The sequence below is a fragment of the Micromonospora sp. NBC_01638 genome (genome assembly GCF_045209745.1).
GTDB lineage: Bacteria > Actinomycetota > Actinomycetes > Mycobacteriales > Micromonosporaceae > Micromonospora.
Genome location: NZ_CP109273.1, coordinates 3686785 through 3701858, shown reverse-complemented (window position 1 = coordinate 3701858; position 15074 = coordinate 3686785). Strand labels below are relative to the sequence as shown.

General features: G+C 71.9%; 11 protein-coding genes. All 11 read right to left on the bottom strand.

Annotation, left to right across the window (positions count from 1 at the left end; translation table 11 throughout):
* Positions 1-7 precede the first annotated feature (7 nt).
* The 11 genes from OG811_RS17515 to ffh all read right to left on the bottom strand — a co-directional run bounded on the left by OG811_RS17515 (position 8) and on the right by ffh (position 14969).
* Positions 8-2059, bottom strand: a complete 2052-nt coding sequence (locus OG811_RS17515) for a geranylgeranyl reductase family protein (protein ID WP_406067127.1) — start codon at positions 2057-2059, stop codon at positions 8-10.
* A 31-nt stretch (positions 2060-2090) separates the two neighbouring features.
* Positions 2091-3074 carry a polyprenyl synthetase family protein gene (locus OG811_RS17510; protein WP_406067125.1) on the bottom strand — a complete coding sequence of 328 codons (984 nt, stop codon included), beginning with the start codon at positions 3072-3074 and terminating at the stop codon, positions 2091-2093.
* A 2-nt stretch (positions 3075-3076) separates the two neighbouring features.
* Entirely contained in the window at positions 3077-4657 is a 1581-nt protein-coding gene (locus OG811_RS17505) for a hypothetical protein (protein WP_406067124.1), read from the bottom strand.
* A 33-nt stretch (positions 4658-4690) separates the two neighbouring features.
* Positions 4691-4927 carry a hypothetical protein gene (locus tag OG811_RS17500; RefSeq protein WP_406067123.1) on the bottom strand — a complete coding sequence of 79 codons (237 nt, stop codon included), beginning with the start codon at positions 4925-4927 and terminating at the stop codon, positions 4691-4693.
* Positions 4920-8693, bottom strand: a complete 3774-nt coding sequence (locus OG811_RS17495; protein ID WP_406067122.1) for a PKD domain-containing protein — start codon at positions 8691-8693, stop codon at positions 4920-4922. Before OG811_RS17495 ends, OG811_RS17500 begins: the two co-directional genes overlap by 8 nt.
* 119 nt (positions 8694-8812) lie before the next feature.
* Positions 8813-9394 carry a hypothetical protein gene (locus OG811_RS17490; protein WP_406067120.1) on the bottom strand — a complete coding sequence of 194 codons (582 nt, stop codon included), beginning with the start codon at positions 9392-9394 and terminating at the stop codon, positions 8813-8815.
* A 102-nt stretch (positions 9395-9496) separates the two neighbouring features.
* Entirely contained in the window at positions 9497-10165 is a 669-nt protein-coding gene (locus tag OG811_RS17485; RefSeq protein ID WP_406067118.1) for a DUF402 domain-containing protein, read from the bottom strand.
* A 1-nt stretch (position 10166) separates the two neighbouring features.
* Positions 10167-11573 (bottom strand): proline--tRNA ligase, encoded by a 1407-nt coding sequence (gene proS / locus OG811_RS17480; RefSeq protein WP_406067116.1) that lies wholly within the window; start codon positions 11571-11573, stop codon positions 10167-10169.
* A gap of 90 nt (positions 11574-11663) precedes the next feature.
* Positions 11664-12743, bottom strand: coding sequence for an amidohydrolase family protein (locus tag OG811_RS17475; protein WP_406067114.1), 1080 nt, complete (start codon positions 12741-12743; stop codon positions 11664-11666).
* Positions 12744-12761: 18 nt separating this feature from the next.
* Complete coding sequence (locus tag OG811_RS17470) at positions 12762-13340, bottom strand: Uma2 family endonuclease (protein ID WP_406067112.1); 579 nt, start codon at positions 13338-13340, stop codon at positions 12762-12764.
* A 69-nt stretch (positions 13341-13409) separates the two neighbouring features.
* Entirely contained in the window at positions 13410-14969 is a 1560-nt protein-coding gene (gene ffh / locus OG811_RS17465; RefSeq protein WP_406067110.1) for a signal recognition particle protein, read from the bottom strand.
* Positions 14970-15074: the final 105 nt, after the last annotated feature.

The following is a 15074-nucleotide window of genomic DNA, read 5'->3' as shown; positions in this document are numbered from 1 at the left end:
ACCGACATCACCCTGCCTCCGGTGTCGGCGGAGCCGGCGGGCCGGGGGTGGCCAGCCCAGCCAGCAGCTCGCGAGCCGGACCGGCGGGCACCACCCGCAACGCCTCTCGCGCCCGTCGGGCGTGCTCGGCGACCATGCCGAGCAGCCCGGCCACCCGAGGGTCGTCGCGCGCAAACGCCACGGGCTGCGCCGACCCACCCCACCGGGACGCCCCGGCCAGCTCCCGAAGCTGCTCGCCGAGGGCGTAGGCCGCGCCAACCTCACGACCGTACGTGGCCAGCGCGTTCACCACCGGCACCCGGGCGCCTCCGAGCCGGGCGCCGAGCCGACACGGCAGCTCGAACGCGATGGCGGCACGCCCGGCCAGGACGGCAGCACCGGCCACCCCGCCCGACGACGGGTCGTCGCGCAACTCCTGAGCCCGCCCCTCACAGGCCACCGTCAACGCCTCGGCGAACTCGGCGACCACCGGGCCACCGCCCTGCGCGGCGAGCTCGTACGCACGGGCCAACAGGAAGTCCGCGACCAGCACCGCGAACCGGTTGCCCCACGGCGTCGGTCGGGGCCCGGTCGATCGGGCCTCCTCCCGGGCGCTGTCCACCGCCAACCCGGCGAGCAGACCCAGGTCCACCGCCGCGGCGAGGGCGTGCCGAAGCGGATGCTCACGGCCCCCGACCGCCGCGGCGACCAGCAGCAGCACCGCCGGACGCAGCGAGAGGGTCGACAGGTCCTCGTCCACCCCGCCGAGCCGGACGAACATCGGCCAGTCCTCCCGAACGCAGCCGGCCAGCAGCTCGCCCACCGCCATGAGATCGCGCCGCAGGTCGCGGGCGAGTTCCGGAGCCGGCTGGGGCAGCGGGTCCAGCAGGACACCCGCGCGCGCCCCGTCCGGGAAGAGCGCCAGCCGGCGGCAGAGGGCGAACAGTGGGCGGTCGTCGTCGAAGGTGGCGTCGAGGACCCGCCAGGCGAGCAGGTAACGGCGCACGGAGTACCGGCCGGTCTCGAAATAGCCGGACTGCCGGGCGGCCAACTGCCGGGCGTACGGAGCTGGATCCACCGGTCCCGTCTCGGCGCGGCGAAGCGCCGTGTCGATCCGATCGGCGGCGAGCAGGCCCGACTCCAGGGCGAAGCTGATGCCCTCGCCGGTGAACGGGCTCACCAGCCCCGCCGCGTCGCCGACCAGCAGCAGCCCCGGCACACCGCACCTGGACGGGTCGAAGTCCAGTCGCAGCGGCGCACCGGTCATCGGTCCGGCCGGACGGGCCGCCCGGAACCGGTGGTCGGTCGCCGCCAACTCGGTGACGAAACGCTCGTACAGCAATCGGACGTTCTCCCGGTGGGCCGGGTCGAACAGGCCCACGCCGACGTTGGCCGTCCCGTCGCCCACCGGGAACACCCAGCCGTAGGAAGGCAGCACCCGCCGATCCGTGACGTCCGCCAGCGGGAGGTGGATCTCCAGCAACTCGTCGAGGTCCGTCACCTGAGTGAAGTAGCGCCGGGTGGCGAACCCGGTCCACTCCCGGTCCGGGCTACGCAACCCGGCCTGATGAGCCAGCCGAGAGGAGGCCCCATCGGCGGCGACCACAGCCGGGGCACGCAGCGGAAACCGGCGGCCCTCGTACTCGACCTGCACGCCGTGGACCCCGGCGGCGCCGCCGAGCAGCCGGGTGGCGCGTGCCCCGGTCCAGAGCACCGCACCGGCGCGCACCGCCCGCCGGCACAGCACCGCGTCCAGCTCCAGCCGGGGCACCACCATGCCGTACCCGGTGCCGTCGGGGTCCTCGTAGTGGAAGTCGCGGCTGCCCCGCCCGCGCATCCGGATCCGCACCCCGCCGACCCGCTGGGCACCCGTCAGCTCGTCGAGCACTCCCATGTCCGCGAGCAGACGCACGGCGCTGCGGGTCAGGCCGTCGCCGCAGCACTTGTCGCGGGGGAACTCGCGCCGGTCGATCAGCAGGACCCGGCGGCCCAGCACCGCCAGCCGGTAGGCTGCCGCCGCGCCGCCCGGGCCGGCGCCCACCACCACCGCGTCGAAGCCGTCGAGTCGGTCCGGGGCCATCGTCGGAGTCGGCGTGTCCGGCGTGACCACCTCAACCCGCCCTGGTGACGGCGTAGTCGGCGAGCCGGACCAGTGAGTCCCGGGCCGGGCCGGGCGGCAGCGGGTCCAGCCGCCGGGCAGCCTGGGCGGCCCGGCTCCGGGCCTCGGCGAGGACCTCGTCCACCGCACCCGAGGCGACGACCAGGTCCGCCACCTCGGCCAGCTCCGCCGGGGTGGGCTCGCGTACCTCCAGGAGGTCGCGTACCCGCCCGGCCGCCGGTGTGTCGCGGGCCAGCAGCCGCAGCACCGACATGGTGTAGACCCCTTCCCGCACGTCCGTCAGCGGCCGCTTGCCCAGTGCCGCGTAGCTGCCGCGCACGTCGAGCGCGTCGTCGGTGAGCTGGAAGGCGACTCCGAGGTCGTGGCCGTACCCGGCCAGCGCCTCGACGGTGGCCGGCGGCGCCCCGGCGAGCAGCGCGCCCAATCGGCAGGGCAGCTCGAACAGGGTCGCCGTCTTGCCAGCGATGATCTCCAGGTGCCTGGCCTCGGTCAGGCCGGTGTGGAACGCGTTCTCCGTCTCGCGCAGCTGGCCCGTGCAGAGCGCTACCAGCGCGGCGGCCGCCTCCCGGCCGTACCGGTCGTCGAAGGCGGCGAGCAGGGCGATCGCCCGGGCCACCAGGAAGGTCCCGGCGACCACGGCCGCCGGCTCGCCCCATTCGGCGTTGACGCTGGGGCCGTGCCGCCGGGTGGCGGCCCGGTCCATCACGTCGTCGTGGTAGAGCGAGGCGAGGTGCAGCAACTCCAACGCCGCGGCGGCGTCGAGCAGGTGTGCCGGACGGACGGTGCCGAATTCAGCCGCGACCAGCAGCAGCGCGGGACGGATCCGCTTGCCGCCACGGCGTTGCAGTGCCGTCGCCATCGCCCACAGCGCCGGGTCCGACGCGGCGACGGCCTCCCGCATCCGCTGGTCCAGGCCGGCCAGCGCCTCCCGGGTACGGGCGCTGGCCAGCCAGTCCGGGTCGGTTGCGGTGCCCACCGTCACCGCTTCGGCTTCGGCTTGGTGGGCTTTTCGGCGGACGGTTGGTTGGCGTCACCGCCGCTCCCACCGCCACCGCAGCCACAGCCACCGTCGCCGCGCCGCCCACTGCCCGGTGCAGACAGGAAGGGCACCCGCTCGACCAGCTCCTGTGCCTTCTGCAGCAGTTGCTCGTCGTCGAGCATCCGCAGGATCTCCACCGGAGTACGACCGACGGCGTCGTTCGCCAGCGCCAGCACCTCCTCGGCGGCGGAGATCTCCTCGGCGGTCAACCCGTCCGCGAAGCGGCGCAGCGTCTTGCGGGCCTCGTCGAGGTGCTCGGTGGTGAGCGTCGCCTCGGAACGCTGCGGCTGGAGCAGTGCCGCGCGGGCCGTCTCGGCGTAGGTGTCGTAGAGCTTCTGCAGGTGCCGCCGGTCGGCGTCGGAGAGCTTCGTCGCCCGGGCCCGGGCCACCAGCCGGTCCTCGTTGGCGAAGTAGGTGTCGACAGCGAACCGGCCGACCCGGGTCTGCTGCAGGTAGCGCTGCCGGAACTCCTTCTCGACCGCCACGTCGAGGTCGACGTCCCGGTCCAGGACCCGGCGGGCGGTGCTGCTGGAGGCGCAACCGCAGGCGCTTTCGTTGCCACCCTCGCCGCCCAGGTAGACCACCGATCCGGAGTCGCCACCCTCGGACAGGTGGGCCGTGGCGATCTGGCCGTCGAAGGTGGCCACGCCGACGCCGGGGCCGTAGTCGATGCTCGCGCTGACGTCCAACTCGGTCACCGTGGAGGTGGTGTACTCCGTGGTCCGGCCGACCTTCTCCACGTTGCTGCCGATGTCGACGCCGGCGATGGCACCCGCGCCGCCCGGGAAGGTCACGTCGAGCTGGCGCAGCACCTCGTCGATGGGGTTGATCAGGGTCCGGTTGCACGAGCCGGCGAAGAGCAGACCAATCGCCGGATGGTCGCTGTTGGCCACCGGGAAGATGTCGTCCTTGACCTGGTCGATCACGTCGTTGGGCTGGGAGACCTGGCCGATCGCGCAGTCCACCCGGTTGCCGGCCGGGTTGATCATGACGAATCGTTTGAGCGTGGCGATGGTGTCGGCCGGCGCGGTGCCGCCGTCGTACGGGCCGGGCTGCACGATCGCGTCGCCGATCGCCCCGGCGTTGGCATTTGCCAGCACGTGGTTGTTGCTCAGGATGCAGAGCGAACCATCGGTGTTGTCGGTGACCAGCGCGCCAAGCGTGCCGGCCGTGACGTCGATGTGCGCGATGCTCACCCCGTTGGGCGCCGGACGGTCCCGGGCGGTGAACTCCTGGGCGAAGAACGGGCCGGTCTCCACCACGTCGACCTCGACGAAGTCGGGCCCGAAGTAGACCCGCCGCGGCAGCAGCCGGGTGGTCGGTAGGAACTGCCTCGGCACCTTGCGTACCACGTACACCACCAGGGCCGGCTCGTCGGTTCGGCGGCCGCTGACCTCCCGCCGACCGTAGGCGAGCCCGCTGACGTTCGGGTCGCCGAGCAGCCCAGCCAGTGGTCCGCCACGGGCCGCCCGGGCCAACGCCCGGGCCTTGACGTAGCTGTCGTCGTTCGGATTGGACATGGCCGCCTCCTGCCAATGCAACGGGGTGATGGATCAGGTTCGGCGGGCCTCGAACGGCCCGGTGAGCACGAAGCGCAGCGCGACACCGTCGACGCGCTCGCTGGTGAGGGCCACCAACCCGGGGTCGGTGACGTAGACGGTGATGACGTGGGGGCCGGACGGGTCGGGCCGACCGATGCCGGTGCCGACGGCGTCGAATCGTCGGGTGAGGTCAGCCCGGTGCGCGGCCAGCACGGCACGGACGGCGTCGAGCGAGCCCGGTTCAGCCACAGCAGCCACCACGAATCGGCGGGTCGGACCGGCGCGTCGGGCCGGTGACACCGGGGTCGATCGGAACGGGGTGCGACGTGGGGACGCCGGGTTCGTCGGCGGAGTCGTCGTCCGGTCCGGTGTCGTCGGCGTACTCGGCGCAGAGCCGGACCAGCAGCCCCTCCGCCGACCGCCCGACGATCCGGACGGCGACGATGCCGGGACCGGTCAGGGTCACCGTCGCCGGGCCCGGTGGCGAGTTCGCCGGCACCTCGACGCGGTCGAGTGGCGCACCGTCGTCGTCGAGCGCGGTCAGCTCGACCGGTTCGCCGCCCCGATTGGCCAGGGTGACGAGGACCCGGTCCGCCGGGTGTGGCAGTTCGACCTGAACGCCGGCGCCGAGTTGAAGGGCCGCACCGCCGGTGGGCGGCCCGACCGCAACGACCACCCGGCCTGCGCCGTCCAGGGAACGGATGAGGAACCCGTGGTCCGTCCACTCTGCCGGGTACTGCGTGCCGGGCTGGCGGCCCGCGAAGTCGAGGCAGTCGCGCGGCCTTGGCGGCGGCGGTTCCGGCGGGCAGTACGGCTGCACGGCCAGCAGGTCCACGTCGTCGAACCACACCCGTCCGCCGACCCTTCGGGGTTCACGCCCGTCGGCCACCGCCTCCAGGAAGACGGTCACTGCGGCAGCCTGGGCGGCGACGCGTACCGTCAGCGGGCTCCACCGCTGGGCTGTCGTGCCGTCGCTCCAGACGACGGCGGCGGAGGTCGGGTCGGTGCCGCCGGTGGGGTCGACGCCGAGCCGCGCCGTCGCGGGGTCGGCCTGGTCGAGGTCGTACCAGGCGGTGAGCTGGTAGGCCCAGCCCGGGTTGGCCCCGATCTGCTGCCGGACGCCGACCCGCTGCTGCGGACCAGGCACGAGCCCCTGGGCCCGGCGACCACCGTGCACCACGAAGTTGCTCGCGGTGTGTTGGCCGGTGCCGCCGGACGTCGAGCCGGCCAGCACGTACGGCTCCCAGCCGTTGGCGACCCGTCCGGTGGTGCGCTGGGCGAACCCGTCCTCGAAATGCCGGTTGACGACGTCGACGGCTCGGACCACCACCTCGTCGAACCCTGTCCCGCCGTCGTCGTCGATCACCGTGCACCGGGTCAGGAACGTCCCGCAGTCCGGGTAGCGGTGGGACACCACGGCAATTCCCCGGCCGGCCGGCGGCTCGTGCGTCTCGGTGACCACGGCCGGCAGCGGCGGGGTGCAGTCGCCGAAATCCCAGACCGCGGTGTGCGTGTCGCACCAGCCGGGATCGGTGAACCGGGCGGTGAGGGTGAGGACCGTGCAGGGGTAGGTGAACAGATCGGGGCCGGCGTCGACCACCGGTGGGACGTTGCGCACCGTCACGGTCCGGGTGTCGGTCGCCATCCCACCGTTCTGGTCCCGGACCCGCAGGGTCACCTCGTACACACCGTTGTCGCACCAGGCGTGCTGGACCGTGCTGGTGCCCTCCGCCCGCGGCGGGGTGTTGGTCTCCACGACCGTGCCCGGCTCGGTGGGTTGGGCGTCGCCGAAGTTCCAGGTGGTCTCGTGGGTGTCGGCGTACTCGACGTCGGTGAACCGGCCAACCAGCGTGACCACCTCACCCTCGTCGACGGTGAGGTCCGGGCCGGCGTCGACCGTGGGTGGCACGTTGGCGACGTACACCAACGCGAAGTGGCGACTGGTGGCGCCGCCGGGCTGGTTGATCGTCAACGAGTGCGCCGCCAGGTAGGTGCCGCTGGCGGCGTAGACGTGGTTGACGTCCGCGGTGGCGGCCGGTGCCGCGCCGTCGCCGGTCAGCCAGGTGTAGCCGGCCGCGGCGCTGGTGTGTCCGGCGGCCAACAGCAGGGCCGACTGGGCCGTACCCGTGTATGGCCCGCTGCTGCGGGCGGCGAGCACCTCGGTGCTCTCGCAGGAGCTGAGCACCTCCAGGTCACCGGCGAGAACGAGCCCGTCGGCGTTGATCACGATCGGGTCGAAGAAGACGGCCCTGACCCGCCCGATCCGGGCCAGCTCGGGCGGCCAGCCGGTGATGCCGCTGACCGCTCCGGTGATCGGGTCGACAAGTCGCGACCCGCCGATGTTGTTGACCACGGCCGTGATCACCGCGGCGACCACGATGATGATGATCCCGATCAGGATGCTCCCGGCGCCGAAGCTGATGATCGCCAGGATGACGGCGATGACCCAGAACAGAACCGACTCCTCGGGGTCGACGTCCGGTTCGCCGATCAGGTGGTTGTCCATCCGCTGGACGCCGTCGGGATTGAGGTCGCCGCTCGGGGTCCAGTGCAGTCCCACGTCGGCCCGGAAGCTGGCGTCGACGTCGATGCTGCCGAGGATCGCGTCGATGACGGTCAGCTCACCGGTCATCCGGATCGACCCGTCGCGGAGTACGACGTCCAACTCGCGGACGTCCGCCTTGTCGTCGCCCTGGTCGACGCGGCGCGGCAGGTCGCTGTCCGCCCAACCGTTGGTGCCCCGGGCCGAGTCGATGTTCTGCTGCACGATCGTCCCGTCGAGCAGGATGGCGAAGTCCCGACCGGCCGGTACGACGTTGGTCATCGCCCCGATGTCGGCGCCCTCGCCGGCGTTGATCGCGATCACCAGCAGATCGGCGAAGACCCGGGTGGCGACGTTGTCGGCCTCGAACACCTCGCCACCGACCTCCGGCGTCCACAGGGCCAGGAAGCCCCGCCCGGCCAGGTCACCGAAGAGCAGGTCGCCGATGGCCGTCTCGATCTGCGCCACAGTGGGCACCACGACGCTCTGCGCCCCGAAGCCGTGCACCAGCGCCGCCCCCTGCTGGTTCAGCTGGGCTTGCAGCGCGTTGTCGAGGAACCCGAAGAGGGTGGCGTTGTTGGTGGTGAAGTGGGTGCCCTCGATGCCGGGCGCCGGGTTGATCGGCCCCGCGACCACGGTCGCGGTGTCGAACCGCAACGTGTACGCCCCCGGCGGGGTCTCCAACGCCACCGTGATGGCGAGGCGGGTTTCCACCCCCATCGGGTCGGCCAGCGCGGGTGCCGCGCCACTGCCCACGATGTGAAACAACCGCAGGTAGATCGGCATGCTGATGAGGATGTGCCCTGGATCGGGCTGACTGACGTCGATCCGGTGGGCGGGGTCGGCCTGGTCGTCGTAGATCTCCAGGTGGGTGTCGAGGGTGTAGCTGCCGACGCCGAGACCCAGGACCAAGCCGGCGTCGTTCTGCTCGTGCGGGATCGCCGGGATCCCGGGATGCAGCACCCCCCCGGCGCCGCCGTTCTCGTACGCGAAGTGGATGTATTCCCCGAGGATCTGGACGAGCTTCGGGGCGAGAGGGTCGCCGCTGGTCAGGGTCGTGGTGACCGCGCTGCGGGGCAGGCCGTCGAAGCGCAGCCCCACGTTCTTCGAGTCGGGCAGCACCCCGATCGGCACGGCGGCGTGCGCGGTGGCGGTGAGGTCCAGCAGTTGCGCGGATGGCACCGGCGGGTCGGCGACGGTCACCTGGATGACCAGGCCGAAGGTGAGTTCGCAGCCGTCGATGTCGGGTCGTGGGGTGGCGTCCAACTGGTCCCGGGGGATCTCCACCTGGCCGCCGGCCGTGGTGAACCCGCCGATGCCGAGGCCGGCCGGGACCGGCAGATACTGCGGGATACGTCCCTCGTCGGTGCTGGTGTCGCCGCACTCGGCCGACTTCCAGGCGCCTTGCAGGGCCTTGCGGAGAACGGGCGGAGTCGCCTCGATGACGACCTCGAAGCCATGGGTGTCGGCCATTGGTCCCCCTTCGGGGCCGGTGTGGTGGAGGCCGGAGGGTGTGGACGCCGGACGCCGGTGCCGGGCCGGACGTCAGGAGGTGTTCGGGGCCGGTCGCCGCGCGACGGGCCACCCGTTGGTCAGTGGGGGTGGGCGTCGGGTTCCGGGTTCGGCGGTGGCGACTGGAGCCGGCCACTCACGGCCGTCAACGGTGTGGTCACCGCACCGCGGAGGATCGCGGCGAATGCCTGCGGGGGCGCGAACCTCGGCCGGCGGGCGGAAATCCTCCGGTATTCCAGCAGCGGATCCATTACCGCGTGCCGGTCCCGGAACGGTTCCAGCGGGTCGGGGCCGGCACCGCCGGGGCGCCAGCGCGGCGGGTCGGTGTCCGGCTCATCGCCGTCGGAGCAGGGCGGGAGCACGCCCAGGTCGGTCAGGAGCCGGCGGACGGCTAAGCCGTCGTCGGGGTCGACCTGGCGATCGACCAGCCGGGCGATCGTGGTACGCAGACCGGCGAGCTTCTCGGCTGCAGTCGGCCCGAGTCGGATGCGGTCGCCGATGCCGGTACGGGTGTCGGGGTTGAACTCGTAACCGAGGTGCTCGACGGCCAGCAGCGGATTCGTGGCTGCCGCGATCGCGACGGCGGGAGCAGCACTCAGCCGGTCGAGGATCACGCCGGCGCGGGCCTGTAGGTCGGAGAAGGTGTTGATCTGGTCGGCCATCGGGCCTCCCACCACTGGTGGTGACGTTGCCTGAACCCTAGGCCACCACGCCGCTCGCGCACGCTCTATGTCCGCAGGACGACACAGGGTAATCGATGCAGGTCAGCGGGCTGGTGGGCGGTCCCAACCGGCGGGCAGCTCATCCGGTACGCCCCAGTCCGGCGGTGGGGCGAAGTCACACCAGGTGCCGTCGAACGGGAATTCGCCGGCCTCGGCGAGCGCGATCACCCGCTCCCCCTCGGCGCGGACCGCCTTCTCGTCGGTCACCCAGTAGTCGGCACCGAAGGCGAGCCGCTCGACGAACTCGTCCTCGTCCTTCCAGTCCCAGCTGAGATCGGGGCGCACCACCACGTCGAGGTCCTGGTCAACCACGTCGACGCCAGCCACCGGGCCGTCGTCCCAGCGGACACCGGGCTCCTCGAGGTTGACGTACCAGTTGGCGAACCGGCCCTGCGCGTCCCGGAACCACCAGACGGAGTGCGCCGCCCCGGTGGGCAGGAACTTCAGCAGCGGCGGGCCGTCCCAGCGCCCGACGGCCAGCCGGTACGTCGACGAGATCCACTGGGCGAACGGCATCGCCCGCATCCCCAGCCCCGCCTCGGTCACCTCGTGGGCCACCGGCGAGTCCCGGGCAATCCAGATCAGCAGGCCCCGGTCGTCGTCGCTGACCACGCGGCCCGCCCGGGCCCACCCGATTCGACCGTGCCGCACGTTCCGGTGCAGGATCAGCCGACCGGGTGCGAACCGGTCGACCGGACCGTTCGGGAGCACCTCAGTAGGCGCGGGCGAGGATGGCGACCAGATCGGGCTCGTCCTCGGAGTCCGGCACCGAGCCATCGGCGCGCAGCAGGCAGCGCACCGTGACGCCCTGGCCGTTCGCCTCGGCCTCGCCGGCCACGCCGACCGCCGACCACGGCACCCGCGCCCAGCCGGTCGCAGCGGCCTCGATCGCCTCGGCGAGGGTGGCCACCTCCACCGTGCGCGACTCGCGGTTGGCCAGCGCCTGGTCGTGCAGCACCTGCTGGTCGGTCTCCAGCGCGGCCAGCACCGCGCCAACCACGTCGGCAACCGGCGTGGGGGTCTTCGACCCGTCGGTGCGGCGCACCACCACCGCGTTGCCGGTGGCCAGGTCACGGGGGCCGACCTCGACGCGTACCGGATAGCCGCGCAGCTCGGCGTCGACGGCCCGGCGGCCGAACGGGGTGTCGGTCCGGTCGTCGAGCGCGACCCGGACACCGGCGTCGCGCAGGCCGTCGCGCAGCTTGGCCGCCGCCTCGGCGACACCCTCGCCATCCTTGACCACCATGACGTACGCCTGGATCGGCGCCAGCTTCGGCGGCACGCGCAGGCCGTTGTCGTCGCCGTGCGCCATGATCAGGCCACCGAGCATCCGGGTCGACGTGCCCCAGGAGGTGGTCCAGGCGTGCTCCCGGCCACCCTCGGCCGAGGAGTAGCTGATGTCGAACGCCTTGGCGAAGTTCTGACCCAGCTCGTGGCTGGTGCCCAACTGGAGGGCCTTGCCGTCGCCCATCATGCCTTCGCAGGTGTACGTGGCCGTCGCGCCGGCGAACCGCTCGCGCGCCGTCTTCAGGCCCACCACGACCGGGATGCCGATCACGTTGACCATCAGGTCCTCGTACGCCTCGTGCAGGATCCGCCGCGCGTACGCCCGGGCGTCCTCGCGGGTGGCGTGCGCGGTGTGCCCCTCCTGCCAGAGGAACTCGCTGGTACGCAGGAAGATCCGTGGGCGCAGCTCCCACCGGACCACGTTCGCCCACTGGTTGAGCAGCAGCGGCAGGTCCCGGTACGAGTCGATCCACTTGGCCATGAACTCGCCGATCACCGTCTCGCTGGTGGGGCGCACCACCACCGGCTCGGCGAGGGGCTTGCCGCCACCGTGCGTGACGACCGCCAGCTCCGGCGAGAAGCCCTCGACGTGCTGCGCCTCGCGCTTGAGGTAGCTCTCCGGGATGAACAACGGGAAGTACGCGTTCTCGGCTCCCGCCGCCTTGATCCGGGCGTCCATCTCGAGCTGCATACGCTCCCAGATGGCATAGCCGGCCGGTCGGATGACCATCGTGCCGCGAACCGGGCCGTTGTCGGCCAGCTTTGCCTTGGCGATCAGGTCCTGGTACCAGCGGGGGAAATCCTCCGCACGGGGAGTGAGCACGCGTGCCATGACCGCACATCCTATGCGGCACGCGGGAGGACACCGCGTCCGGGAGTCGCCGCGCCGTGTCGCCCGCTTCGCGGGCGGGGGCGTGGCGGGTCAGCGGACGATGCGGCCGCGGAGGATCGTGCGGGAGGGTGCGCGGACGACGCGCAGGTCGCGGCGGGGGTCCTCGGGGTAGACGGTCAGGTCGGCGAGGCCGCCCTCGACCAGGCCGGGGAAGCCGAGCCACTCCCGGGCGCCCCAGGAGGCGGCGGCGAGCACATCGATCGGCGCCATGCCGGCCTGCTCGTGCAGCAGCAGCATCTCCTCGGCGGCCAGCCCGTGGTCGATGCCGCCACCGGCGTCGGTGCCCACGTAGATCGGCACACCCGCCTCGTGGGCGGAGCGCACCACCTCGGGGAAACCGTCGCGCAGCGCGAGCATGTGCTCGGCATACCCAGGGAACTTGGCCCGCGCCTGCTCGGCGATACCCCCGAAGGTGGCGATGTTGATCATCGTGGGGACCAGCGCGGTGCCCTGGCGGGCCATCTCGTCGATCAGGTCGAGGCTCAACCCGGTGCCGTGCTCCACCGAGTCGACCCCGGCCCGCACCATGATCTCGACAGCCGACTCGGAGAAGGTGTGCACCGCGGCGCGTACCCCGGCGTCGTGCGCGGCCCGGACGGCGGCGGTGAGGGTGTCCGCGTCCCAGGCCGGCGCCAGGTCACCCACGCCCCGGTCGATCCAGTCGCCGACCAGCTTGACCCAGCCGTTGCCGGCCCGCGCCTGCGCGGCCACCGTGGACGCCACCTCGGCCGCGTCGACCTCCACGCCGATGTCCCGCAGGTAGCGCTTCGGCGGCGCGACGTGTCGGCCGGCGCGGGCCAGTCGCGGCAGGTCCGGATCGTCGTCCAGTTCGGGGTACGGGTACGGCGAACCGGCGTCGCGGATCGCCAGCACCCCGGCGTCCCGGTCGACGTGGGCCAACTCGCGGGCCTGGTCGAGGGAGGTGATCGGGGCGCCACCACGGGCGATGCCGAGGTGGCAGTGCGCGTCGACCAGCCCCGGCAGGACGAAACCACCGTCGACGACCGTTTCCGCACCGGGCACCGGGGTGAACGTCACCCGGTCGCCGACCAGCCAGAGATCCCGAACCTCGTCGTCGGGGAGCAGCACACCGCGCACATGAAGAGCCATGCGCACAGTCCTACCGGATCACTCCCCGTCGGGGGCGAGCAGGTCGTTCTTCCGGGAGGTCAGGGCCGGCAGGTCCACGGAGACCTTCCACGGCCGCTCGGTGACGAACAGGTCCTCGGTGTGCGCGACCTGCTCGTACTCACGGGTCGACCCGAGGGTGTACTCGGTGAGCGTGATGCGCTCCTGGAGCGGGTCCACCACCCAGTAGGACCGGATCCCGGCGTGCGCGTAGACCTTCGCCTTGTCGTACATGTCGCGGAAGGTGGAGGTCGGCGAGACGACCTCCACGGCGAGCAGGGCGTCCTCGACCGGGACGGGTGACCGGCCGGCGTGCGTCCGGCGGATGACCACCACGTCGGGGCGAGGCTCGTTGCGCCGGTCGACCCGCATCGACAGGTCGAAACTGACCAGGTATTCCGGCGGGCAGTTGACTTCGACGGCAAGCAGCACTCGGACGCAGAGATCCTGGTGCACGGCAGTTGGCGACGGCACGATCAACCTTCCGTTGATCAACTCGTACGGAAGGTCCTTCGGCAGATCACCGAGGTCGTCGACCGTCCACTCGTGCCGTTCCGGCAGGATCGGGGCCGCGGTCATGACATCTCCTTCCACGGGGGCGACATCACCCTAAGAGAAGGCAATGTCGCCCGCCGTCACCGACACGCGTCAGCGGGGGCGCTTGTCGCCGCCCTTGCCGAGCTTGTTGAAGTCGATCTTCGGAAGCTTGAAGCCGGGCGGCAGGCCCTGGCCACCAGCGAGGTCGTTCGGGTCCATCCCCGGCGGGAGCTGCGGCATTCCGCCCGGGAAACCGCCCGGCAGCCCGGCGCCGGCCCCGGTACGCGGCCGACCGCCACCCTTGGTGCCCTTGCGCTTGTTCTTGGGGCTCTTGGTCGCCTTGCGTCGGCCGCCGCCGGGCAGACCCATCATGCCGCCCATCTGCTTCATCATCTTCTGCGCGTCGGCGAAGCGGTTGAGCAGTTGGTTGACGTCCATCACGGTGACCCCGGAGCCGTTGGCGATACGCGCCCGGCGGGAGCCGTTGATGATCTTCGGGTTGGTCCGCTCACCCGGGGTCATCGACCGGATGATCGCGGTGACCCGGTCGAAGTGGGTGTCATCCAGGTCGGCGAGCTGGTCCTTCATCTGCCCCATACCGGGCATCATGGCCAGCACGTTGGCGATCGGGCCCATCCGCCGCACCGCGATGAGCTGGTCGAGGAAGTCCTCCAGGGTGAACTGCTCACCGCCCATCAGCTTGGCGGTCATCTTCTCCTTCTGATCGGAGTCGAAGGCCTGCTCGGCCTGCTCGATCAGAGTGAGGACGTCGCCCATGCCGAGGATCCGACTGGCCATCCGGTCGGGGTGGAAGACGTCGAAGTCCTCCAACTTTTCACCGGTGGAGGCGAACAGGATCGGCTGTCCGGTCACCTCGCGTACCGACAGCGCGGCACCACCGCGGGCGTCGCCGTCGAGCTTGGAGAGCACCACGCCGGTGATCCCGACGCCGTCGCGGAACGCCTCGGCGGTGCGGACGGCGTCCTGACCGACCATCGCGTCGATGACGAAGATGACCTCGTCCGGCTGGACCGCGTCACGGATGTCGGCGGCCTGCTGCATCATCTCGGCGTCGATGCCGAGCCGGCCGGCGGTGTCGACGATGACGATGTCGCGGGCCGCCCGCTTCGCGTGCTCGATCGATGCCCGCGCCACCTGCACCGGGTCACCGGTGCCGTTGCCGGGCTCCGGGGCGTACACCTCGACGCCGGCCCGGCCACCGAGCACCTGGAGCTGCCCGACGGCGTTGGGGCGCTGGAGGTCGGCGGCGACGAGCAGCGGCTGGTGCCCCTGGCCCTTGAGCCAGCGGGCCAGCTTGCCGGCGAGGGTCGTCTTACCGGAACCCTGGAGGCCGGCCAGCATGATCACTGTCGGCGGCTGCTTGGCGAACTGGAGCCGTCGCCCCTCACCGCCGAGCACGTTGATCAGCTCTTCGTTGACGATCTTGATGATCTGCTGGGCCGGGTTCAGCGCCTCGGAGACCTCGGAGCTGCGCGCCCGCTCCTTGACGGCCGCGATGAAGCCCTTGACCACCGGCAGCGCGACGTCCGCCTCCAGCAGCGCGAGGCGGATCTCGCGCGCGGTGGCGTCGATGTCGGCGTCGGTGAGCCGCCCCTTGCCGCGGAGCTTGGTGAAGATCCCGGACAGGCGGTCACTCAAGGTGTCAAACACGCGAACATCCCGTTTGTCAGTGTTCCGGCGGGCACAACGCGACCGGCACTGCGGAGTCCGGCCACCGCAAGGGTAACCGCCCCGCCGCAGGGCCGCTGTCGCCCG